A 23023-nucleotide genomic window follows, 5' to 3' on the forward strand; every position below is an offset into this window, starting at 1 on the left:
TTTTTAGTCTACTGCTCTTTTTCCTGTTACACATTCATATATTAATGATTTTTTGTAGGTTTCAAGGTCTGATAGTAAGGCTTCTTTTTGAGATATAAGGCTATCTATTTCGGTACATTTTCGATGTATGAAATTTGCAATTTCTTTTTGTTCTTCAAATGTCGGTACTGGTAGATAAAAATTAATAAAAGGCTCCGTTTGTAATCGCCATCTTCCAAGATTTGAAACCCCTTGTCCTAAACCGTAAAATATTCTATTTGTATAACAAATTTGAAATATATTCTTATAATATTCTTTCGAATAATTAACACCCTGTTTCATTCTAAAAACTCTATAATCTGGACTCGTAACACCATCATATTCTGACAAATCAATCCATCCTGTAAGTAAGTCCATATGATTCATAGCAAAATCACCCTTATATACAAACTGATATTTGCTATAATCAGATGATAATTGACCGTCATTTGATATGATATCTTTTACTTTTAGTCCCTGCTGTGTAATTGAGAGTACATCATAGCCGAGTTGTCCTGATATTCTCTTCAGTATTTTAAAAATATACTTTATTTTCTTCACTTCCCAATGCTTGGGTATCTCTCCAATCCACTCTATCCCACTATCTTTCATTTCTACATCAGGATTCAAGCCCTTTGTTACTGCTTCTGTGATCAGAGATTGCTTGTATTTCTTATATTCCTCTATTGATTCTCTTGTTTTTTCAAGGATATGGTCTATTTCAGATACCTTCTGGTCGAGGAAGTTGGCTATTTTTTGTTGTTCATTTATTGGTGGGGTAGGTATTATTATATTTTTTTGGTTTTGAGAATTTAGGATTTGAACAACATTACCAGTAGAGTAATACCAATGTTGTTCTTCTTGAGTGCTTAAATAATATAAGCCATATTTCCATTGAATTATGTTTTCATCAAAATTAATAGCATTAATTTGTTGATTGTAAGCTACTTCTTCCTGAGAATACCCGAACTTTCCAATGCTACCAATGCAACAAATTAATGGTGTATTTGGTTTTGCTATCCTTGCTTTAGCATATCCAATTTCATTTATTCTTTCTTTTGTATCTACTATTGGTATAAATTTGTTAAGATTGTCGGGTTTAACCCATATCAATAAACCCTCATCATAATAATTTTCATTTCCTTGCATAGACGGAGTGTTACCTGTTTGTATCGAACATATTTTTCCTAATGCAGCAGCTCCCCAATCCTCTGGTATTTCACCTATCCATTCAATCCCTGAATCTTTCATTTTTCTACTCAACTGATTCACCGTCCTTAGAGAATAACGCTCTGAGAGAAGACATAAGGTCTGTTTCCATAGCTACTATTCTTTCTGCTACTCTATCTGCTTTCTCTGGTGCCTCGTATTTATAGAAATATCTTGTAAAAGGAATTTCATAGCCTATTTTGGTCTTATTTTTATCTATCCATGCATCAGGATTGTATGGTATCACTTCTTTCTTGAAGTATTCTTCGATTACCTCATCTTTTTCTCTTCCAAAAATCATCGGAACACTTTCAGTGTCACGCTTTGAGGTGTCTGCTGATTTCTTTCCACTTTTCTTTTGTATCTTTCCATCTTCATCGTAAACTGGAGTCTCAACTGTTATTTTGTAATATCCAAAATCTTCATTCTTGAATACTTTAGACTCTACTGTTTTTCCTTCATGTTCATATGTCTTGTTCTGGAATTCTCCATATGCAGCCACTATAACTTTTCTGCATTCTTCCGATAAATCAACACGTTTAAATCCAAGTGATTTTCTTCTTTTTTCATACATATTTGAAGCATCTATGAGCTGGATCTGTCCTGCTCTTTTTGAAGATTTATTTTTAGATAAAATCCAGATATATGTTGTAATACCTGTATTATAAAATAGATCTGATGGAAGCTGGACTATTGCTTCAATCCAATCATTTTCTATAAAATACCTTCTTATTTCAGATGGGCCTGATTCTGCATCTCCTGAGAACAGAGGGGAGCCATTGTGTATTATAGCCATCTTTCCAGTGTCATTGAGTTTTTTCGCTCCATTGAGAGTAAAGAGCATCTGCCCGTCACTTATTTTTGGAAGTCCTGGTGAAAATCTGCCTTTTTCTCCAAGCTTGTTTTCTGATTCAACTCCGTTCTTCTGTGCCTTCCAGTCTACGCCAAATGGAGGGTTTGAGATTATATAATCAAATGTATATCCTGAGAACTGATCATTTGAAAGAGTGTCTCCAAAACGCATATTGCTTGAGTTTCCACCTCTTATTATCATATCTGCCTTTGCTATCGCATATGTCTCAGGATTGAATTCCTGACCAAATAGAGTTACTTCTGCTTCTGAGTCAAGCTCTTTTAGTCTTTCCTCCATTGCAGTAAGCATCTGAGATGTTCCCATAGTCATATCATATACAGTCTTTACAACGCCTTCTTCCTGAAGCATATTTCTTTCCTCTGCAACAAGAAGGTCTGTCATGGTGTATATTATATCTCTTGCCGTAAAGTGGGCTCCTGCCTCTTCGTTATAACTCTCTGAGAATTTTCTCACGAGCTCCTCGAAAATATAACCCATATCAGTAGTAGTTATAAGGTCTGCACCCATATATGCATTAGACTTGTTGAATTCCTGAATTACGTAAAATAACTTGTCATCCTCTTTTGAATTTCCGACAAGGTCTGCTATAGTATTTTCAAATTTAAAGTTCTTCATTATGTCCAGAATGTTATCGGAAAACCCTGCGATGAACGACTTGAAATTATCTTCTATATGTTCTGGTTCATTCAGTAGATTACTAAACGTAAACGGGCTTGTATTATAGAACTCATATCCTGCAGCTTTCTTCAAAAATCCATCTCTGACTTCAAAGTTCTTTACTTCTTCATATTTTTTCATTACTGCTTCTTTTGTAGGCTCAAGAGTGTCATTAAGCCTCTTTAGGAGAGTCATAGGAAGAATAACCTTGCCATACTCATGTGGCTTGAATGTTCCTCTAATAATGTCTGCAACTCCCCAGATCATGTTCGCTTTTTCTGAAATATTAATATCTGTCTGTTTATGTAAAGCTGTCATATTATCCTCCGTTGTTTGTAAAAAACTAAATTACATTAATTATATCATTTTATGTGTCCAATAAAACGGACAGTAACTGCATATGATTGTAAATATCTGTATTTCTTAGTATTAAAAGTGTTCTTTAAGACCATTATACCTAATTACTCAAAAACATTCCATAAAAAATATGCTCCTCCCTGAGTTGCACAGTTTTCATTATCTAAACTGCCTGGCCAGGTGGAGCATATCATCAATTTTTTAGCTATTTTCCTGTTTTTTACTCTTTACTTTTTTCAGCCTGAAAAAGTCTTCTCTTTCTTTTTCTTCGAGTACTTCGGATATATATTTTACGGTTTCTTCATATCTTGGTATCTGAATTTTTTCAAGGGCATTTGCACGTTTTACAGTCTTCTTGATCTCAAGTGATATAAGATAAACTGCATTTTCTATCTCTGCAAGCTCGTAAACAAGATATTTAAGGTTTTCAAGGGTGTTTACCGCGTTGTCAAGCGCAGAGTTGGTCCTGAAAAAACTATAGTTAGGATTCTTATTTTCGTCTTTTTCGTAAATTACCATGGGGATTTCAACTCCCATTACGCTTCGATGCAGTATCTGAAATTCTTCTTGTTTTGGTATGGACATGGCTACATCAGAAACAGTGTTAACTCCAAGAGTTATATTTGCAATCTCAAGAGTGCTATATGCATCTTCAAACTGGTTTTTAACTTTCTTCTGAATCTCATTTGCCCGATCAACAAGAGTCATGGCTTCTCTTATCAGAACTGTACGTTTTTTGTCTAAAAGCGCATAGCCGCCTCTTGAAAAAGAAAGATTTTCTCTGGCTTTTATAAGGTTGGCTTTTGTAGGAGTAAACTGGCTTTGCATAGATTTCCTCCTATCTTTGTGTGTAATATTTTTCCATCATCTGTGGTGAGAGTCTCTCAAGTTCTTCTGGTGGAAGTATACCCAGTATGTCCCATGCTATATCAAGAGTCTCTTCAATTGTTCTTTTTTCATCTGTTTTCTGACTCAAAAACTGTTTCTCAAATGCCACTCCAAAGGCGAGGAATTTACGGTCTATCTCAGAAAGATCGTCTTCTCCTATTATCTGCGCCAGGCTCCTTACATCTTGTACTCTTGAGTATGATGAAAACAGCTGTGAAGCTACTTCATCATGGTCGTCTCTGGTGAATCCTTCTCCTATACCATCTTTCATCAGTCTTGAAAGCGAAGGGAGTACATTTATAGGTGGATATATATTTTTCTGCTGCAAATCTCTTGAAAGTACTATCTGACCCTCAGTAATATATCCCGAAAGGTCAGGTATAGGATGAGTTATGTCATCATTTGGCATAGTCAATATAGGAAGCAGAGTAACTGAGCCCGCCTTGCCTCTTATCATACCGGCTCTTTCGTATATAGTAGCCAGGTCACTGTAGAGATATCCTGGATATCCTTTTCTGCTTGGAACTTCTTCTCTGGAAGAAGATATCTCACGAAGCGCTTCTGCATAGCTGGTCATATCTGTGAGTATAACAAGTACATGCATACCCTCTTCGTATGCCAGATACTCTGCAGCAGTCATAGCGCATCTTGGTGTGGTTATCCTCTCAATAACTGGGTCATCCGCAAGGTTTACATACATTACAACTCTTTGTATAACCCCTGAGCCTTCAAAAGATTTTCTGAAAAAATCAGCGTCGTCATGTTTTACTCCCATAGCGGCAAATACCACTGCAAAGTTTTCGCTATCTTCTCCTTTTACAGAGGCCTGCCTTACAATCTGGGCCGCCAGCTCATTGTGGCTGAGTCCATTCCCTGAAAATATAGGGAGTTTTTGTCCTCTTATGAGAGTCATCAGAGAATCTATTGCCGATATCCCTGTTTCGAGATAATTCCTTGGATATTCTCTGGAAACTGGATTTACCGGTCTTCCGTTTACGTTATATTTTTTTTCGCAATATATAGGGCCTGCTCCATCATAGGGCTTGCCTATGCCATTGAATGACCTTCCTAAAATGTCTCTTGAAAGGGCTATCTCCAGTGGTTTACCGGCAAATTTTACTGATGCGTTGCTGGTCGAAATCCCTTGTGTTCCCTGGAAAACCTGGGCTATTACACGATTCCCATCCACTGTTACAACCTTGCCATCTCTCTTTAATCCGTTGTCCAGTGTTATTTCCAGAATTTCTCCATAGGCTACTCCTTCGACGCCTTCTAATACTATAAGGTCTCCCTTTACTCTGTCCAGCTTTAAATATTCTCTGTTAGCCATTAGATTACGTCCTTTCTATTTGAGTATTTTTCTATTATCATGTCATAATAACTGTTAATCTCAAAGTGAAGATCGTCTATCCTTGAAAGGTCATCATTTGGCACTGTGTACTTCATTTTTATTACATCTTCAAAAAGCTTTGGATTTTTTATTTCTGAAAGTGGTATTGATTTTTTTTGAGCATCAATCGCTCTGTCATTAAGGTGTTTTATAACTTTGAGCATCTCGTACTGTTTTTTCAGTGGAACGAATGTATCGTCTTTGTGCATAGCGTTTTGCTGAAGAAATCCTCTTTTGATTACTTTTGCTATCTCTATGGTTATTCTCTGATCATCTGGAAGCACGTCTTCACCTACCAGCTGCACTATGGAGTTTAGCTTTTCTTCTTCTCCAAGTATAGACATCATCTGTTCTCTTATTGGAAGCAAGTCTTCTGCTACTTCCTGAGCGTAATAATCCTCAAGCAGCTTTGTATATCCGCTGTAACTTGTCAGATAACCAACTGCAGGATAATGCCTTGCGTATGCCAGCTTTTTATCAAGTGCCAGAAAGGCATTTACAAATCTCTTTGTATTTTCCGTAACTGGCTCTGAAAAGTCTCCGCCTGGAGGCGATACTGCCCCTATTATGGTTACAGATCCTTCTTGATTGTTAAGGGTCTCAACATAACCCGCTCTTTCATAAAACTGGGCCAGCCTGGACGGAAGATATGCTGGATAACCTTCTTCTGCTGGCATCTCTTCAAGACGTCCCGAAATCTCCCTCAGAGCTTCGGCCCATCTAGATGTTGAATCTGCCATTATAGCAACATGATACCCCATATCTCTGTAGTATTCAGCAATTGTTATTCCTGTATATATACTGGCCTCTCTTGCTGCAACTGGCATATTGGATGTATTTGCTATAAGAATAGTCCTGTCCATGAGTGGTTTATTACTCTTTGGATCTATAAGCTTTGGAAAGTCTTCGAGAACTTCTGTCATCTCGTTTCCTCTCTCGCCGCATCCAATGTAGACAATAATATCAGCATCTGACCATTTTGCAAGCTGATGCTGAGTCATGGTTTTTCCTGTACCAAATCCACCAGGCAGCGCTGCCGTTCCGCCTTTTGCTATTGGAAAGAAGATATCGAGCACCCTTTGACCTGTAATCAAAAGTTTTTCTATGGGCCTTCTCATTGCAACAGGTCTTGCTGTTCTCACAGGCCAGATCTGATATAATTTGAGATTTATTGTGGTGCCTTTGGTCTGCACCTCAGCTACGTTTGTATCTATATTGTATTTTCCAGATGGAAGCACGTTTTTAGCTTCTCCACTTATTTCAGGAGGAACCATTAGCTTATGAAGAATCAAATCTGATTCCTGCACATAAGCATATATCATTCCAGGTGAAAGATAATCACCTTCTTTTATAATCATCTCTACATCCCAGATTTTTTCCATATCAATGCTTATGAGTCCGATTCCCTCTGCAATAAATTCTCCTGAAATTCGCTCTATTTCTTTAAGGGGTCTTTGTATTCCATCAAATATATTACCTATCATTCCTGGTCCAAGAGTAAGTGAAAGCGGCTTGTCTGTAGGATGTATCTTTTCTCCCACTTTAAGCCCTTCTGTTTCTTCATAGACCTGTATTGTCCCTGTTGATTCATCAAGAGATATTACTTCTCCAAGAAGTTTTTTATCCCCTACCATCACCATCTCTCTGACCTGAAAATCCTGCATATTTTGTGCTTTTACAACAGGACCATTCACAGAGAGAGTAACTGCTAATTCTTTATTCATTAGTTAGTGCCTCCATCTCTTGCATAGTTTTGTATGAACTGTCCTATGACATCACGTCTTGCATTTATTGAATTTTCCAGTGTCTTTGTTATTCTCAGGTTTGATTCTGGTATTTCCATGACAAATCCACCTATGAAACTTATATCCCCTTCTAGTATTTCATATTTCTTATAGCCCTTAGCTTCGAGCTCTGATTTTATCATCTTTCTTGTTTCATTGTGGTTTGCTGGAGCAAGAGTCAAGATAAGTTTACTGTCTTTAGAAATTTCTTCTGATTCCAAAGTGCTTATAACTATCCTGCTTATAAATTCAGGATATTCACTACCTAGTACAAAGACTCTGCATTTATCTTCTATCTTAAGAGTCATAGTCTTTATAAATCCTTCTGACATTTTGAGAAGTTCGCGCTTTTCACTTTGTACAGCCATTGAAATTTTTTCTTGTTTCTGTCTGTTTATCCTGTCTTTTGAGAGTTTAGCTGTTCTTTGTGCACTTTCTTCAAGGAGCGCTTTTTGACTGTTAAGAAATGTATTTATCTCATGATTTTTTTCCTCAAGTCTGCGACTGTTTTCCTTTTCAATTTTACTGCTTATGAGTTCTTCAAACTGACTCATTTTTTCTTCAAGAGTAATCATTTATTCACCTCTTCCTTATTGCGACCTATAGTTTTACTCCTATTGATTCGTTTATATATCTGGTTATATAATTATCTTCTCTTCTTTGTCCGAATCTGTCTGGTATTTCAACTATGAGTGGATATGCCCTTTTGAGCTTTATATTCATTACTTCTTCTTCTACAAGCTCAAATATTGCCTCAGTAAGGATCAGTATCCCTATTTCTCGGTCATTGAGAATCTCTATTATCTTACCTATTATTTCTTCTTTTTCGTGAAGGATTACACCTGATATACCTGCAAGTCTCATGGCAACCATAGTGTCTTTGTTGTCACTTATTAGAAATGATTTCATTGGATCACGTCCTTAAATTCTTCCTAAAATTAATATTGATACTATTAGTCCATATATGGCAATACCTTCTGCCAGTCCTACAAATATTAGGGTCTTACCAAGTATTTTCTGGTCTTCAGATACTGCACCAAGTGCTGCTGAACCAACTGATCCAACTGCATATCCCGCGCCTATGGTAGCCATACCTGTAGAAAGGGCAGCTGCTATATATCCCAGGCCTGATGCATCAGTTCCTGTTGTTGTGGCTGCGTTTGCTATTTCTGGTATCATAAGCAGTATAGCCCCTGCTGCAAGTGGAGCAAACATACTTATGTTTGCAACAAGCGTCTTTTTTATCTTAGAGCAATCCGCTCCCTTTATATATAATCTTGCACCCATACCTATTGTTGCTACTACTACAAACGCCATAATTGCTAATACTATTCTCATCTTAAACTTCCTCCGCTTCTTCTATGAATTTTACTGGTATATATGATTTTCCATCACCTTTGAAATATTTACTGAAAAGTTCGTAATATTCGAGTCTCAGTCCCTGAATAAGAACTATAAGTCCTTCCAGACCAATTATTATTATATTTCCAAGTACGAGTATTGCCATTCCAATAAAAGGACTGTTTGCAATCTTTGCCATAGTAGAAAAAGCAAGGAAAAGTCCAACGTGGTTAAGGGCAAATGCTCCTATTCTTATAAATGATATTGAGTTTGAAAGAAGGCTGAGAATCGTCTCTACAAGGTCGAATCCCCCTTCTATATAGTAGGTTCCCTTTCCCTCTTCATAATGAGCCTCTTGCCTGAAAATCAAGGCATAAAGAGGGGTCTTGAAAAGAAGCGCCGCAAGTGAGGCCACCATAATTATTCCCAGTACTAAATTGGGGATTAAAGTTGCCTTTAAGAGCATCTGAAGGCCAAAGGAAAGAAGTGCTACGTAAAATATAAGCCCTGCCAGTCCATTTCTTCCAAATAAGCATTCTTCTATATTTTGATCGCGTTTCAAATTATATATTGAAATTCCAAAACTTATAAGAAGCAATATTACTCCAAATCCTATAGCGCTGTATAGAACAAAATTTATGTTTTCAAGTGGTCTTACTACAAGCGCCGGTATTATCTCTTCGTCTCCAAATACACTTCCATACATAAATCCAAACAGAGTCGAACTCAGTCCTATTCTGAAAAGGATTTCTCCATAGTCTTTTGAATCAGTTCCTTTTTTTGATTTTCTCTGCATCAGGAAACCCGCCACTACGAGAACAAGACCTTGTCCAACGTCTCCAAACATTGCTCCAAAAAGGATCAGATAGGTTACTCCAAGGAAAAATGTAGGGTCTACTTCGTTATAGTTGGGTACTCCATACATATTAACAAGAAGTTCAAAGGGACTTATTACCCAGTTGTTCTTGAGTTTTGTGGGAGGTATTACTTCTTTGCTTATATCCTCAGAATTTTCTTTAACAAGAATTATATCCTTATATTTTGATTCAAGAAAGCTAATTATAGTATCTATCTTTCCTTCTGGTATCCATCCTGTAAAGTAGAAGAAATTATTTGTAACTGCAATATTTTCTTTCATATATTCTATTTTTTCTTCTAAATGTATTTCAGAATAAATCTGTCTTATTTCTTCCTGGTATCTCTGATTTATATTTTTTATTACTTCTTTGTATTCGCCGTATTCTTTTTCCAGTTTTTTGATTTGTTCACCTACTATGTTAGAAGTCTGCGAAACATTTCCACTTATATCATCTGGTATGTCTATCTCTTTAAAATTAAGTGACCTTAATATCTTGTTGGTCTCTTCTTCATATTTTGAAGGCGAAAAAATCAGATATGATTCTCCATCTTCAGAACTCCCTATATGGAGGACAATAGCCGATATATTTTCGTAGTTATCACGAAGCTTTATACGATTTTCCTTGGTAAGAGTTCCTATGTGATAATTTATGTGCTTCATTTCTCTTATCTCTGATATATCTATGTCTGCGTTGTCGAGAAAACTTATATTTTCAAGAAAATATTCTTTTTCCTTGATGATTCTTTTCAAATTATCCATCTTAAGTTTTATAGGTGCTATAACACTATACATTGAATTTAATCGAGCTGTTATCTTCTGAAAATCATAAGTTGTGTCTATATCTGCGTTTATCTCAAGTTTCATATCTATGCTGTCTGATATAAAATCCAGTTTTTCAAAAAAATCTTTAAAATCCGTCTTTTCAAATTTTATCTTTTGCATACTCCCAAGGTCTACAGAATCTTCAAGAAATTCACTAACCTTGTGCATGGTCAGGCTATCTGTACTGTTTGATTTCGTATAGTTTTGTATATGGACGCTTCCGTCTATTACCAGATCTTCAAGGATTGGATGTATGTTTTCGACAGGAGAGATTATATTGAGCATCTTCATTTTTTCTATTGCCAAGCTTTCTCACCACCTTTTACAAGTAATTTTTTTATTTCTTTGTTCTTATATCTTACTCCTTCAAGTATTGTAATCAAATCATGAGATTCAAATTCTGAATCGTGGACATATCTTACCAGTTTTGCCATTGTCATAGGATTTGCCTTATCCAGTTTTGTCATCATCTCAAGCAAATGCCTGTTTATCATGACTTGAAGATACTTATCATCATTAGGATTTAGTATTATGCCATATTTTTCAAGCATTTTCATTATTAAATCAATGCTGTCTTCTGAGTATATTATATTTTTAATTTTCTTTAAATTGAGCTTTTCTCCACCTAAAAGTGTATAGTTAAAGATTTCTTCATCCATAAGATTATAATAGCGTTTTGCCCTGTATATCCATTGAATATTTATGAGATCAATATTAACTCCGATAATATGTTCTACAATTGCCTTATCCTCAGTAGAAAGTTTTTCTGCTCTTTTTCTCAGTTCCCTGAAATATACTGAATCAAGATTCATCTCTGCATGGAATTCTCTCAATTTGAGGTCTTCTTCAGTAATGCTCCTGAAAGCTTCTTCAAAAATGGTTCCCCTGAATTCTTCTCCTAAATCAAAAAGACTGTTGTTGCTTAAAAGCCTTTCAAACGATACTGTCTCGTGTTTTTTGCTGTGCTCAAAATGCTGTGGAAGCTCTTTCAGATCTTCTTTCCTGCTCACAGCTCTGAGAATAAGTTTTATATCTTCTACTTCCGACCTTAGAAACATGGCTTCTATGAATTTTTTTTCGTGGGTGGGCAAATACTTTGTAAGTTTTTCTATATCTGTGATTATTTCTTTCCTTAGTACGAGCTCAAATTCCCATCGCCTTATTCTATCTATGCTGTATTCACTCAGTACTCTGGCATATCTGGTATTGTGTTTGATATAGTTTCCAATCTCTCTTTCTGTGTCCAACCCAAGCAGTATGTCATAGTCTTTCAGGCTGACCAATTTCGAATCCATAGCCTGCAGTTTTGTATTCAAAGCACTAAATTTGCTTGCACTTCCCATTTTATTCCTCCAGGTTTCTTATTATCATCTCAAACGAATCCTGAATAACCTTGTCTTCAAATTGACTGTATCTTTCCTGTAATTCCCTGGCCTTGTCTTTTGACGTTTCCCTAATTTGCCCTATCTCCAATTCGGTCTCAATGGATATTTTCTTCTGATATTCTTCAAGATGAGATCTTACTTCTACTTCAATATTTTCCTTTATTTCCTTGAGTCTCAGCTTTTTTCGTTGTTCCAGATCTTCAAGTGTGTTTTTAAAATCTTCCTCTCTTTGTATTGCATCTTTATCAATCTTGATTATATTTTTAATTATGTCCTTCAAAGTCTTTCCTCCCGTCCACAAAAATTTAGTAATTTTTTAATATCACATTTAACCATTATATACCCTTATTTCTTTAAAAACCAATTTAAAAATGTATTTAAAAATATATGATATGGCTTATACGTCCAGTTTATTCATTTTAGTTTCATATTATCTTTATTTTGCTTTGATTTACTCTGTTTTTCTTTCATTTACACCAATTATCATTTTTATTATTTATTTATTGTTTATCTATTTTTTATCATACGAAAAAGCCAGGGTATAAACCCTGACTTTAATTAAAATCATAGTAAACTACAGATCTTTTCTTGCCTTTACCTGTTTCCATGCATAGAGTGCAAGTGATATGCCTATAACTCCATATGCAACAAATACCCTAAAGTATTCTCCTATCTGAGCATTACCAAACAGGTTCTGTCCTGCCTGTGGCGATACTATAAACAAGGTATGAAACAGTGCCGTTCCTATTATTGCCTGTCCTATGGTCGCCTTGCTTACTGATGCTCCACCTACGAGAAGGGCAGCAATAGCATACATGCCGACCTGCTCGTGACCACCATAAGTATTTAGCGTCCCGATATTTTGAAGGAAGATTAGCTGACCAACACCAGCAAGCACAGTGGATATCATTATTGCTTTTATTCTGGTCTTGTTAACGTTAATTCCTGAAACTTCTGCAACATGCATATCCTGACCAACAGTCCTGAAGTCTTGTCCAAGTTTCGTCGCCATGATGAATTTAGTAAATATACATATCAGGGCAATTACAAGAAATGCCGCCGTAGGGAATTTTATCATGTTTATTATTGATTTTTGTTGGGAAAGAACTATAAGAAGTCCAAAAATAACAACAAATATAACTGCTTTTATTAGTGCATTTATATACTTCTCGTATCTGTCTTCCTTCTTATTTTTATAAGCTCCATATGCAAAAAGTGCAATCAGTACTATGCATATAACCATGCTTGCATGTACAAATGTAATCTTGAAAAAGGGATCAAATGCTCTGTCAAGTGCATATTTTATGGAGTTAAGGTCTATGGTGTTTTTTATTCCTACCCCACCGCTCAGCACAAGTACAGGGTTGTTCATAGGAATAATCGTTCCTACAAGGAACAAGAACAGCAACTGGTAAAGGCCGTTGGTGAAATATCCAAGTATCATACCTGCAATCATTTCCTGACCTCTTGTCTTGTTAAGGACTACCCCTGTAAGATAACCAAATACAATAGATATTGGGATGGTGATTGCTACAGCAAGAGAAAATCCAGCAAGTCCTGTTATTCCCCAGTGAGTTACAGCTATAAGTGCGATTTGTCCTGCCATGGCTCCTATAACTATACCAAAGTTAAGTCCCATTCCAGCAAGTACTGGTATTATTAGTGAAAGCACAAGGAAGAGGTTTCTGGAAAGTCTGCTCACCAATTCATTTATTATAAAGCTCATAGGCATCTGAGCCACCTGAATGCAGATCAGGCAAAGTGCCACGAATATAATAACCACTATGTTATCTGTTAATGTTGTTTTTATTTTTTTATTCCAGTCTATTTTATTATTAATTATCTCTACCGGAGTTTTTTTGTTATCTATATTTTCCATTAGTCTTTTCCTCCTCCCATCTTTGTTAAAGCATAAAGAATAATTCCATTTTGCACGATTATTCTCATTACCTCAGAAAGATTTCCTTCTGTAACAATCTTATTTGCTACCGGAAGAGAAAGAGTAAGAAGCCCCTGGAAAAGGAAAGTTCCTAATACTACGTGAACCAGCGTTGCTCTTTTTGAGCTTGCGCCACCTATAAGTATAGATGCTACTGCTGCAAACCCCATCATCATGGGAGCCTGATAAAGCTGGTAGAAACCAAAACTCTGTGCGTAAACTATAATACCTACAGCTCCACACATAGTTGATATCATAGTTCCAAGAAGTCTTGCATTGTCTACGTTTATACCTGATGACTTTGCAAATCTGGGATTATCTCCCGCAGTTGCCATTGCAATCCCAGTTTTAGTTCTGAGAAATATAGCCATAAGCGCACAGCAAAAACCAAAGAATAATAAGAGTCCGGTTGGAACAGTTATTCCAAATATTTCAAATGCTCCAAAGTTATCAAGTATTTTAGAATATCTGTTTCCCAAAGTGATAGTGGTTCTTAGTCCGTCACCTATAGGCCACTTAAGCTCCAGGCTTTTAAAAGGTGCTATCAGCCATACTATACACATAAGCGATATGATTGAAAATCCTGCATATGTAGATACAGTCATCTCAGACCCCTTTACTCTGTTAAGAAGCAGCCCATAAAGCCAGCCAGCAAAAAGAGCAAAGGGCACTGAAACTATCATTGCCACAAATAGAGCTACAAATCCTGTGAGGTTAAGCTCTATACTTATGAGTCCTCCCACGAGTCCACACACTATACCAATTGGTATCCCAAAGTTAAGACCTATGCCGCACAGTATGCCTGGCACCATGGCAAGTACAAGTACGCCGTTCATACCCATTCTTACAAGCGCATCAGAAAGCAGATTATTCAGTGGAAGACCTAATTGAACAGCCGCGATGCAAAGAACTATGAAGAAGGATATAATTATAAGTCTTGGAGTTCCTAATGAACTTACTTTCTTCTTGATATTATCCATTTAGATTTCCTCCTTTGATTTTTTTGTAATCTCCACTCATCATAAGTCCAAAATCTACGTCACTGTCAGTTGGAAGAAGTATTCCTTCTACTTTGCCTTCTGTTATTATGGCTATCCTGTCGCAAATCATTCTTAGTTCATTAAGTTCAGAAGACGTCATTACAACGGTCATTCCCTTTTCTCTGCTAAGCTCAACCAAGGTATCGAGTACTATCTTTTTTGCTCCTATATCAATACCACGTGTAGGTTCTGATACAAAGAGCAGCTCTGGCTCAAGAGTAAGCGCTCTGGCTATGCACACCTTCTGCTGATTACCTCCAGAAAGTCTTCTTGTAAACTGTTTTGGTCCTGTACACCTTATATCAAGAGACTCTATATACTTTAAGGCATTTTCTCTTATAGCCTTATTGTCAGCCAGCTTTAAACCTATTTTTTTCAGGAATTTCTCTTTTATCTGCATAGCGGTAGCAGATATATTTTCCTCTATGGATACATCCAGTAGAAGGCCAACCCCTTTTCTATCTTCTGATACAAAGGCTACTCCTTCTTTCAAGATATCTTTGGTATCTCCAAGCTTTAATTCTTTGCCTTTGAATATTATGTCTCCTGCCGATGGATAAAGACCTATTACCCCATTGGCTATACCTAATTTTCCGTGTCCTGCCAGTCCTCCGATACCAAGTATCTCACCCTTCATGATATCCAGGCTTATACCTTTTGCCTCTTCAGCTGGCATATGTACTCTCAAGTTTTTGATTGACATTATAACTTCGTGGTTTTCTGCACTTTTTTCTTTTGTAAGCATCTCTACTTCACGTCCTACCATTTTTTGAGCTATTTCCTCAATGTTGGTCTCTGATGTGGCAAGCTTGCATACGAGTGTTCCATCTCTAAGTATTGTTATGTTTTCTGTAGCCGACATAACCTCATCGAGCCTGTGTGTTATAAATAGTATTGCAATTCCTGAATCAGCGATTTTTTTCATAGCTTTTATGAGCTGTTCCGCTTCGCTTTCTGTCAGTACCGCCGTAGGTTCGTCAAAAACAAGAAGCTTTACATTGGATTTATCGATTTCTCTTGCAATTTCTATAAACTGCATGTATCCAACCGGAAGATGAGACACATGTTCCTTTTCACTAAAATCCATTCCAAGTGTGTCCAGAGCTGTTCTCGCATCTGCTTCCATCTTTTTTATATCCAGAGTTTTCATTGACTGTCCAAACACTTTGCTGACAGGATTACTTTTTAGTATCTCTCTGTTAAGCTTTACATTTTCAGCAACAGTAAATCCTGGTATAAGCATAAATTCCTGATGGACCATTCCTATGCCCATCTCCATTGCCTGTTTTGGTGATTTTATATGAATTTCTTCTCCATTAAAGGTTACTTTTCCTTCAAATCCTCCTGTGGAGTGAATCACTGGCATTCCAAATAAAATATTCATAAGTGTAGATTTTCCTGCGCCGTTTTCTCCAAGCAGAGCATGTATCTCGCCTTTTTTAACTTCCAGATCTACACCTTTAAGCACTTTATTGCCAAAGTAAGTTTTTTCTATTCCTTTCATAGATAAAACGTATTCATTCATAAAAATTACCTCCCTTCGTTTATTTTTCTCAATTTTCTGAATTTTACTTTTAATTTAAATAAAGACTACCAAAACTGGTAGCCTTTATTCATTTATTGTTATTTTCTACACAAAATTAAAATACTACATATTCAGACAATACCATTAGATAATTCTCAAATGTTGTTCCTGTAGCTTCGTTAGTGTAAGGAGTTATAGTTACTGTTCCTCCAACTGAACTAAGAATTTCTGATACTTTATCAAAATCAACCTTATCTGCAAAATCTCCATCAAGGTAAGCTTTTGCATATTCAACTCCGCCTTCAACAAACATCATGTTTATTGGAACTGGCCAAGTTGCCATTCTTCCGCTCATTCCAGCTTCTCCAACCTTTGCAGTTATCTGCTCGATTACAAAAGGAACGTCTCCAGCTTTGTCTTCTGGTATTTCAATACCAAGTGCTCCTGGGTATCCGTGGAATGGTGATGGACAGCATTGCTGTGGATAAAGAGCTTTAGTTTCTATTATTGCTTTTATCATAGGCTCTTGCATTGAACAGTTTGTTCCAAAGAATGCAGTCTCTGTTCCAAATTCTGCTACTTTTCTTGGAATGTCTTCAAGTATAAACTGTTGTGTTCCAGGAACTCCTGCGTCTCCTGTTGGGTCTGGTGCAGTTGCATCTACAAATACAAGTCCTGCTGCCTCAGCATTTTGTCTTAAAAGATCTCTTCTTGCTGCAAGCATCTGATATGACATATGTCTTGGGAATGAATAGTGAATGAAAGTCTTTGCTCCCATTTTAACTGCTTCATCAATTATAGTCTGTCCCATTCCGATCTCATCAGCAACAAGCACAAGGTCTGCTTTTGAAGCTATCATGTCAGGGTCTTCTCCCGGTGTAGCGGCAATTATAAGTAAGTCGTCTCTAAGTTCTTTGGCCTGATCGATTGCAGCAGATGCTCCTGGAACTGCCTGACACATAACTATAGCTTTAACATCAGGATCTGATGCAAGACTCATAAAATTTGATATAGTTGTCTCAGTTTCTTTCATGAAGTTGTCTGGATATGTTTTTGTAATTATCATATCTCCATACTTTTCCTTCATTTTTTCTGCTGCTCGGAACTCTTCTTCTCCTTGTGAAACGGTTCCTGTCAATATGCCTATTTTATATGTAGGCGTTTCAGTTGATTCTGCTGCTTCCCCTGATTCTGTTCCAGAACCACAAGCTGCCAATCCGAAAATCATCGTTGCACTTAAAAGTGCTGCTAGAACTCTTTTCATAGTCAGTTTCTCCCTTTTCATCTTTGTAAGATTATTTACAATTTTGTGTATGCTTATAATACTACATTTTTTTACATAAGTCTACTTATTTTTAACATATTATTTAGATTATTTTGAAAACAATCACTTGAAAACAAATTAAATCAAAAAAAAAGACCAGTTGATATTACTCAACTGGCCTCTTTTACTCTGAGACTGACCTGATCTTTTCCCCCACACTCGCCTGCTGGAAATTTCGCTCTGGTTCACATCACTACTTTGCTCTCTCGATTTTTTATCGGCAGGACTTACATCTAAGACGCGCCATGCTCACTTTGTACATTTTTGTCAAAGCTTACGTGGGTCCCTTTGCCCGCGTCTGGCCTGGACTCTCAACCACAGACTCTCAAAGCTTCCTTATTTTACTTTATAAGTCCCTGCTTTGTCAAATATAATTTTAAATTTTTTTTTACATTTGTGACATTGTCACAAATCGCTTCATTAATAACTGCATATTATGATATAATCTTAATAATTATAAATTTTATTTAAAATACAACAATAAAGGAGTATTCCAAATATGAAATTTGAAAATTTTGACCCAATCAAGATGTCCCTTATAGAAAAATATGCAGAGCTTATTGTAACTAAGGGCGTAAATCTGCAAAAAGGACAACCAGTTATACTCAGAGGCCCTATAGGCGCAAGCGAATTTATGAGACTGGTTCTTCGAAAATGTTATCAACACAGTGCTTCATATGTAATGCTTGAGTATATAGACAGCCTTGCCGAAAAAGAAAAATATCTATACGGGGCAGAGGCAGCGATCTCTTATTTTCCAAAGTGGAGAGCAGATGGATATGAAGAATTATGCAAAAACAATGCCTGTTTCATACGTATAAGCGGTGATGACCCTGATGTTTTTTCAGATGTACCTGCCGAAATAACAGGGCTTGCAAATAAAACAAATTCTCAGGGAATGAAGAAGGTAAACAGATATACCATGAGCAGTGAGCTTTCCTGGGTAGTTGCAGGCGCCCCTACACCAGAATGGGCAAAAAAAGTCTTTCCAAATCTCTCATCAGATGAAGCGGTAGACAAACTTTGGAATAGAATTTTAGAAGCTTCAAGAGTAAATGCTGCAGATCCTGCAAAAGCATGGGATGAACATAATGAAAGTCTGAGGTCTAAAACCGATTATCTTAATTCAATGCAGTTTAAATCTCTTCACTATAAATCAGAAGGAACTGGAATAACAAAAGGTACAGATTTAACTGTAGAACTTCCAGACAACCACATCTGGAGCGGCGGCTGCGAAAAAAATGCAGCTGGTATCTATTTTAATGCTAACATGCCTACTGAAGAAGTCTTTACAGCTCCAGAAAAAACAGGAGTCAATGGCTACATTTCAAGCACTCTGCCTTTTAACTGTAACGGAAATCTTGTAGAGAATTTTGTACTTTACTTTAAAGATGGAAAAGTCGTAGATGTAAGTGCACAAAAGGGTCTTGATACTCTCAAAGAGCTGCTTGCTACAGATGAGGGAGCGTCATATCTTGGAGAAGTTGCACTGGTACCTCACGATTCTCCTATATCCAACTCCAATACAATATTTTTTAATACACTTTTTGATGAAAATGCATCTTGTCACCTTGCTTTTGGAGAAGCTTATCCAAGCTGTATAGAGGGTGGAGAAAAAATGTCTGAAAAAGAGCTCGAAAATCATGGACTCAATACATCTCTTGTTCACGATGATTTTATGGTAGGTTCCCCCAGATTGAATATAGTCGCTTTAAAAAAATCTGGAGAGGCGATACAGATTTTTGAAAATGGTAACTGGTCAATCTAAAACTATTTAAAACTGAAAAGAGGGTAATATGGATTATCTGATTTTATTTTTGGAGGGAATAATTACTTTTGTATCTCCATGCATCTTGCCCATGATTCCCATATATATAACCTATTTCATGGGAGAGGACACCACCGCAAAAGATACAGATTCTATATTCTCATTTAAAAATCCAGCACTCAAGAATTCCATTGGCTTTGTACTTGGATTTACAATCATTTTTGTACTCCTGGGTGCTGCAGCCGGCAGCATAGGCAAATTCGTTTTTACTCATGTTCGCATGTTTAATATAATTACTGGAGCCGTAATGATATTATTTGGTCTCAATTATATAGATGTCATCAATATAAAATTTCTTAAAAGCACCCATAAGATAGACTACAGAGTCACAGATTTTAAATTCAGTAAATCAGTCTTGTTTGGCATAGTATTTTCAATTGGATGGTCTCCATGTGTAGGGGCATTTCTTGGTTCAGCCCTAATGATAGCTGCAAACAGCCAGACTATGGTCAAGGGTTCCCTTATGTTACTGGTATACAGTTTAGGACTTGGAGTTCCTTTTATCTTGTCTTCTCTCCTTATTAACAGTCTTAAATCAACTTTTGATTTGATAAAAAAGAACTACAAAATAATCAATAACATTTCTGGGGTATTCCTTATAATAGCTGGAATTTTAATGGTTACAGGCTTGTTTTCAAAACTGCTTGTATTCTTTTCCTGATTTGTAATCATAAATTTTTCTACGTTTTATAATAGAAAGGCGAAATATATGAAAAATACTAAATTACCCATAATAATAGTTGTGATTTTAGTTTTGTTCGGTGGAGCATTTTATGCATACAATTCACTAAGCAGCAAAGAACTCCCGGTTTCAGAATCAGAAAACACTTTGCCTCCTGATCAGGTTGAAGAAACCAAGGTAAAGGCTCCCGATTTTAAGGTATATGATAAAGATAATAACGAAGTATTCCTGAGTGATTTTGCCGGGCAGCCCATGGTAATAAACTTCTGGGCGAGCTGGTGCCCTCCTTGCCGCGCAGAAATGGATTATTTTCAAAAAGCATCTGACACTTACTCTGAAAAAGGTGTCAAGTTCTTTATGATAAATTCTACAGATGGCGACAGAGAAACAGTAGAAACTGCAAGTCAGTATTTTGAAGAAAATTCATATGATATGGACATGTATTTTGACCTTGATTTTGATGCATCTTACAAATACAGTGCCCGCAGTCTCCCTACTACTTTTTTTATAGATTCAGAAGGTAATATTGTGAGCTACCAAGCTGGCAGCATGTCAGAAGACAACCTTATCAGCTCAATAGATTCCATAATGGAACCCAATGCCGAATAATTTATTGGAGATAATAATATGATAGAATTGTTAAGGAGTCTTTCAAACAACCTTGGTTATATACTGCTAATAGCTTTTTTAGTATCCAATATAAATGTGTTCAAAACCCTTATTCAAAAGGATGAACTAAGAAAGAAGAATCTAATTCTTCTTTCTCTTATATTTGGGGCTTTTGGAATACTTGGTACCTATACCGGAACAGAGATTAACGGAGCAATTGCAAACACCCGTATTATAGGCATAATGTCTGGTGGAATCCTCTGTGGCCCATTTGTCGGAATAACATCTGGCCTTATTGCAGGTATCCACCGTTTTCTTTTAGACCCCCATGGAATTACGACAATACCATGCAGCATAACGACTATAATATCCGGCTTAGTCTCCGGATACATATATACAAAATCAGATAATTCCAACAAGTGGGCCTGGGGATTTTTTACAGGTCTTGCAATTCAGTCATTTGAAATGATCCTTATAATGTTTATGGTTCCTGACTTTAACACAGCCCTTAACATCGTCAGGAGTATTTATTTCCCTATGAGCTTTGCAAACGCCATTGGAATAGCAATACTTATCCTTATAATACAGAGGATTTTTAAAGAAAAAGATGAAATATCTGCTGAACAGGCTCAAATTGCTCTTGAGATAGCAAACAAAACCCTTCCTCACTTCAGAGAAATGGACGAAAATTCCCTTGAAAACATATGCAGCATAATAAAGGATGCTGTTTGTGCCGATGCCGTTGCCATAACAGACAGGACTTGTATTTTAGCTCATGTAGGAATTGGTTCAGACCACCATATAAAGGGAAATAAGATCGAAACCCAGGCTACAAAAAAGGTCATAATAGATGGTCAACTCATTACTTTATCGGGTAAAGATAATATATGTTGTAACAACCCAAATTGCCAGTTAAAATCTGCATTAATATCCCCTCTTAAGGAGGATGCTACTGTTTCGGGAACCCTTAAAATATACTACTGCAAAGAAAACGCTATATCCTACAGGAACGTTAAACTTGCCGCGGGGCTTTCTCAGCTCATTTCTACCCAACTGGAAATAAGTAAACTTGGCGAACTCAAAAACATGGCAAACAAAGCTGAAATAAAGGCACTCCAGGCACAGATAAATCCACATTTTTTATTTAATGCACTGAACACGATTGTTTCTTTTATACGGATAAATCCTGATGAGGCAAGAAAACTCATAATAAATCTGTCCACTTATTTGCGTCATAATATTGAGTCTGGCGAAAATTTTGTTGATATCAACAAGGAAATTGAGCAAGTCAAAGCTTACGTTGAAATAGAAAAAGCAAGATTTGGCGATAAACTTAATGTTATTTATGATATAGAAGAAAACCTTGATATAAAAATTCCCAGCCTTATAATCCAGCCTCTAGTTGAAAATTCTATAAAACATGGGATCCTTGAGGGAAGTGGCAGCGGCAGTGTAAGTATAAAGATTAGAAAAATTAAAGATGATTCCATACAAGTATGCATCGAAGACGATGGGTGCGGGATTTCCAAAGAGATAATTAAGGGTATCTATAATGATGATATAGATAATACAAAAATAGGACTCTTGAATGTCCACAAGCGACTAAAGTGCATCTATGGACAGGGGCTTTTCATTGATGAACTCGATTACGGGAGTCGAATAGTTTTCACGCTCAAACAATAAGGAGGTCTTATTTTGAATTGTATAATTGTTGATGATGAATTTCCATCAAGAGAAGAACTTAAATATTTTATCAATAACTTCAGCGCTATAAAAATTCTAAAAGAATTTGATGACTCTGTTCAGGCACTTGCCTATATTGAACAACATCAGATCGACATCGTATTTATGGATATACATATGCCAAAACTCGACGGCATGTCGCTGAGCCGTATAATAAACCGTTTTCCAAAACCGCCTTTGATAGTGTTTATAACAGCCCACAAAGATTTTGCTGTGGATGCATTTGAAATAGATGCATATGACTATATACTCAAGCCCTATTCTGAAGAAAGAATTGTCACTACTATCAAAAAACTTGAGAAACAAGAACTGTGCATAAACCTTGCCAGCAAAATAACACTCTGGAAGAATGACAAAATGATAGTTACCAGGATATCAGATATTTCCTACTGTGAGGCAAAGGGACATGAAACCCTTATATATGCTAATGAAACTGAATATAGGGTCAACCTCAGTATAACTGATTTTTATAAAAAACTTCCCAAAAATTCCTTTTTCAGGAGTCACAGGTCATATATAATAAACATAGAAAAAATAATCGAGATTATTCCTTGGTTCAATAATACTTACATGTTAAAAATCGAAGGTGAAATATTAGATATTCCAGTAAGTCGAAACAAGATTTCCGAATTTAAAAATATCATGGGCATATAAAAGCACTTCATGTGCTTTTATTGTTTTTTCATGCCTTTTACCATATTATTTATCAAAGTTGCAGTATTATTAAATTAATAAGTACAGCATTACAT

The 23023-nt window shown here is 36.4% G+C and carries 20 protein-coding genes; 5 read left to right on the plus strand and 15 right to left on the minus strand.

Going from position 1 to position 23023, the window contains the following annotated elements; all coding sequences use genetic code 11:
• Window positions 1-3: 3 nt before the first annotated feature.
• The 15 genes from G558_RS0101205 to G558_RS0101275 form a co-directional block, all read right to left on the minus strand.
• Complete coding sequence (locus G558_RS0101205) at window positions 4-1269, minus strand: restriction endonuclease subunit S (RefSeq protein ID WP_036931370.1); 1266 nt, start codon at window positions 1267-1269, stop codon at window positions 4-6.
• Window positions 1270-1273: 4 nt separating this feature from the next.
• Window positions 1274-3076, minus strand: a complete 1803-nt coding sequence (locus G558_RS0101210) for a type I restriction-modification system subunit M (protein ID WP_028828525.1) — start codon at window positions 3074-3076, stop codon at window positions 1274-1276.
• Between the two features lie 240 nt (window positions 3077-3316).
• Window positions 3317-3943, minus strand: coding sequence for a V-type ATP synthase subunit D (locus G558_RS0101215; protein ID WP_028828526.1), 627 nt, complete (start codon window positions 3941-3943; stop codon window positions 3317-3319).
• 10 nt (window positions 3944-3953) lie between these two features.
• Window positions 3954-5333, minus strand: coding sequence for a V-type ATP synthase subunit B (locus tag G558_RS0101220; protein WP_028828527.1), 1380 nt, complete (start codon window positions 5331-5333; stop codon window positions 3954-3956).
• The gene (locus G558_RS0101225) at window positions 5333-7117 is read right to left on the minus strand and encodes a V-type ATP synthase subunit A (protein WP_028828528.1); all 1785 of its coding nucleotides are present in this window, start codon (window positions 7115-7117) and stop codon (window positions 5333-5335) included. The genes G558_RS0101220 and G558_RS0101225 overlap by 1 nt, the downstream gene beginning before the upstream one ends.
• Window positions 7117-7752 carry a hypothetical protein gene (locus G558_RS0101230; protein WP_028828529.1) on the minus strand — a complete coding sequence of 212 codons (636 nt, stop codon included), beginning with the start codon at window positions 7750-7752 and terminating at the stop codon, window positions 7117-7119. Before G558_RS0101230 ends, G558_RS0101225 begins: the two co-directional genes overlap by 1 nt.
• A gap of 25 nt (window positions 7753-7777) precedes the next feature.
• Window positions 7778-8086, minus strand: coding sequence for a V-type ATP synthase subunit F (locus tag G558_RS0101235; RefSeq protein ID WP_028828530.1), 309 nt, complete (start codon window positions 8084-8086; stop codon window positions 7778-7780).
• 12 nt (window positions 8087-8098) lie between these two features.
• On the minus strand, window positions 8099-8515 hold the full coding sequence (locus G558_RS0101240) for an ATP synthase subunit C (protein WP_028828531.1): 417 nt from the start codon (window positions 8513-8515) through the stop codon (window positions 8099-8101).
• 1 nt (window position 8516) lies between these two features.
• Window positions 8517-10505, minus strand: a complete 1989-nt coding sequence (locus tag G558_RS0101245; RefSeq protein WP_028828532.1) for a V-type ATP synthase subunit I — start codon at window positions 10503-10505, stop codon at window positions 8517-8519.
• The gene (locus G558_RS0101250) at window positions 10496-11542 is read right to left on the minus strand and encodes a V-type ATPase subunit (protein WP_028828533.1); all 1047 of its coding nucleotides are present in this window, start codon (window positions 11540-11542) and stop codon (window positions 10496-10498) included. Before G558_RS0101250 ends, G558_RS0101245 begins: the two co-directional genes overlap by 10 nt.
• Window position 11543: 1 nt before the next feature.
• Complete coding sequence (locus G558_RS0101255) at window positions 11544-11864, minus strand: hypothetical protein (RefSeq protein WP_028828534.1); 321 nt, start codon at window positions 11862-11864, stop codon at window positions 11544-11546.
• A 294-nt stretch (window positions 11865-12158) separates the two neighbouring features.
• On the minus strand, window positions 12159-13463 hold the full coding sequence (locus G558_RS0101260; protein ID WP_084502771.1) for an ABC transporter permease subunit: 1305 nt from the start codon (window positions 13461-13463) through the stop codon (window positions 12159-12161).
• Window positions 13463-14503, minus strand: a complete 1041-nt coding sequence (locus G558_RS0101265; RefSeq protein WP_028828536.1) for an ABC transporter permease subunit — start codon at window positions 14501-14503, stop codon at window positions 13463-13465. Before G558_RS0101265 ends, G558_RS0101260 begins: the two co-directional genes overlap by 1 nt.
• Window positions 14496-16088 (minus strand): sugar ABC transporter ATP-binding protein, encoded by a 1593-nt coding sequence (locus G558_RS0101270; RefSeq protein WP_028828537.1) that lies wholly within the window; start codon window positions 16086-16088, stop codon window positions 14496-14498. Before G558_RS0101270 ends, G558_RS0101265 begins: the two co-directional genes overlap by 8 nt.
• 115 nt (window positions 16089-16203) lie before the next feature.
• Entirely contained in the window at window positions 16204-17352 is a 1149-nt protein-coding gene (locus G558_RS0101275) for a DUF3798 domain-containing protein (RefSeq protein ID WP_028828538.1), read from the minus strand.
• Between the two features lie 559 nt (window positions 17353-17911).
• Here G558_RS0101275 and G558_RS0101280 point away from each other — a divergent pair.
• From G558_RS0101280 to G558_RS0101300, 5 genes are read left to right on the plus strand one after another with little or no spacing between them, the layout of a single operon-like run.
• Entirely contained in the window at window positions 17912-19180 is a 1269-nt protein-coding gene (locus G558_RS0101280) for an aminopeptidase (protein WP_242825191.1), read from the plus strand.
• Between the two features lie 28 nt (window positions 19181-19208).
• Window positions 19209-19901 (plus strand): cytochrome c biogenesis CcdA family protein, encoded by a 693-nt coding sequence (locus G558_RS0101285; protein WP_028828540.1) that lies wholly within the window; start codon window positions 19209-19211, stop codon window positions 19899-19901.
• A 48-nt stretch (window positions 19902-19949) separates the two neighbouring features.
• Window positions 19950-20531, plus strand: a complete 582-nt coding sequence (locus tag G558_RS0101290) for a TlpA family protein disulfide reductase (RefSeq protein ID WP_028828541.1) — start codon at window positions 19950-19952, stop codon at window positions 20529-20531.
• A gap of 18 nt (window positions 20532-20549) precedes the next feature.
• Window positions 20550-22214: a sensor histidine kinase gene (locus tag G558_RS0101295; RefSeq protein ID WP_028828542.1), complete on the plus strand. Its 1665-nt coding sequence runs from the start codon at window positions 20550-20552 to the stop codon at window positions 22212-22214.
• A 12-nt stretch (window positions 22215-22226) separates the two neighbouring features.
• Entirely contained in the window at window positions 22227-22928 is a 702-nt protein-coding gene (locus G558_RS0101300; protein ID WP_028828543.1) for a LytR/AlgR family response regulator transcription factor, read from the plus strand.
• Window positions 22929-23023: the final 95 nt, after the last annotated feature.

It is taken from the genome of Proteocatella sphenisci DSM 23131, from assembly GCF_000423525.1.
In the GTDB taxonomy this organism is placed as follows: domain Bacteria; phylum Bacillota; class Clostridia; order Peptostreptococcales; family Filifactoraceae; genus Proteocatella; species Proteocatella sphenisci.

What these genes read in the sequence shown, in the direction of transcription:
- G558_RS0101295 (WP_028828542.1), top strand. Translation starts at nt 20,550, where the DNA reads ATGATAGAATTGTTAAGGAGTCTTTCAAACAACCTTGGTTATATACTG.
- G558_RS0101270 (WP_028828537.1), bottom strand. Translation starts at nt 16,088, where the DNA reads ATGAATGAATACGTTTTATCTATGAAAGGAATAGAAAAAACTTACTTT.
- G558_RS0101225 (WP_028828528.1), bottom strand. Translation starts at nt 7,117, where the DNA reads ATGAATAAAGAATTAGCAGTTACTCTCTCTGTGAATGGTCCTGTTGTA.
- G558_RS0101265 (WP_028828536.1), bottom strand. Translation starts at nt 14,503, where the DNA reads ATGGATAATATCAAGAAGAAAGTAAGTTCATTAGGAACTCCAAGACTT.
- G558_RS0101235 (WP_028828530.1), bottom strand. Translation starts at nt 8,086, where the DNA reads ATGAAATCATTTCTAATAAGTGACAACAAAGACACTATGGTTGCCATG.
- G558_RS0101210 (WP_028828525.1), bottom strand. Translation starts at nt 3,076, where the DNA reads ATGACAGCTTTACATAAACAGACAGATATTAATATTTCAGAAAAAGCG.
- G558_RS0101260 (WP_084502771.1), bottom strand. Translation starts at nt 13,463, where the DNA reads ATGGAAAATATAGATAACAAAAAAACTCCGGTAGAGATAATTAATAAT.
- G558_RS0101285 (WP_028828540.1), top strand. Translation starts at nt 19,209, where the DNA reads ATGGATTATCTGATTTTATTTTTGGAGGGAATAATTACTTTTGTATCT.
- G558_RS0101215 (WP_028828526.1), bottom strand. Translation starts at nt 3,943, where the DNA reads ATGCAAAGCCAGTTTACTCCTACAAAAGCCAACCTTATAAAAGCCAGA.
- G558_RS0101205 (WP_036931370.1), bottom strand. Translation starts at nt 1,269, where the DNA reads ATGAAAGATTCAGGGATTGAATGGATAGGTGAAATACCAGAGGATTGG.
- G558_RS0101250 (WP_028828533.1), bottom strand. Translation starts at nt 11,542, where the DNA reads ATGGGAAGTGCAAGCAAATTTAGTGCTTTGAATACAAAACTGCAGGCT.
- G558_RS0101220 (WP_028828527.1), bottom strand. Translation starts at nt 5,333, where the DNA reads ATGGCTAACAGAGAATATTTAAAGCTGGACAGAGTAAAGGGAGACCTT.
- G558_RS0101290 (WP_028828541.1), top strand. Translation starts at nt 19,950, where the DNA reads ATGAAAAATACTAAATTACCCATAATAATAGTTGTGATTTTAGTTTTG.
- G558_RS0101230 (WP_028828529.1), bottom strand. Translation starts at nt 7,752, where the DNA reads ATGATTACTCTTGAAGAAAAAATGAGTCAGTTTGAAGAACTCATAAGC.
- G558_RS0101275 (WP_028828538.1), bottom strand. Translation starts at nt 17,352, where the DNA reads ATGAAAAGAGTTCTAGCAGCACTTTTAAGTGCAACGATGATTTTCGGA.
- G558_RS0101280 (WP_242825191.1), top strand. Translation starts at nt 17,912, where the DNA reads ATGAAATTTGAAAATTTTGACCCAATCAAGATGTCCCTTATAGAAAAA.
- G558_RS0101240 (WP_028828531.1), bottom strand. Translation starts at nt 8,515, where the DNA reads ATGAGAATAGTATTAGCAATTATGGCGTTTGTAGTAGTAGCAACAATA.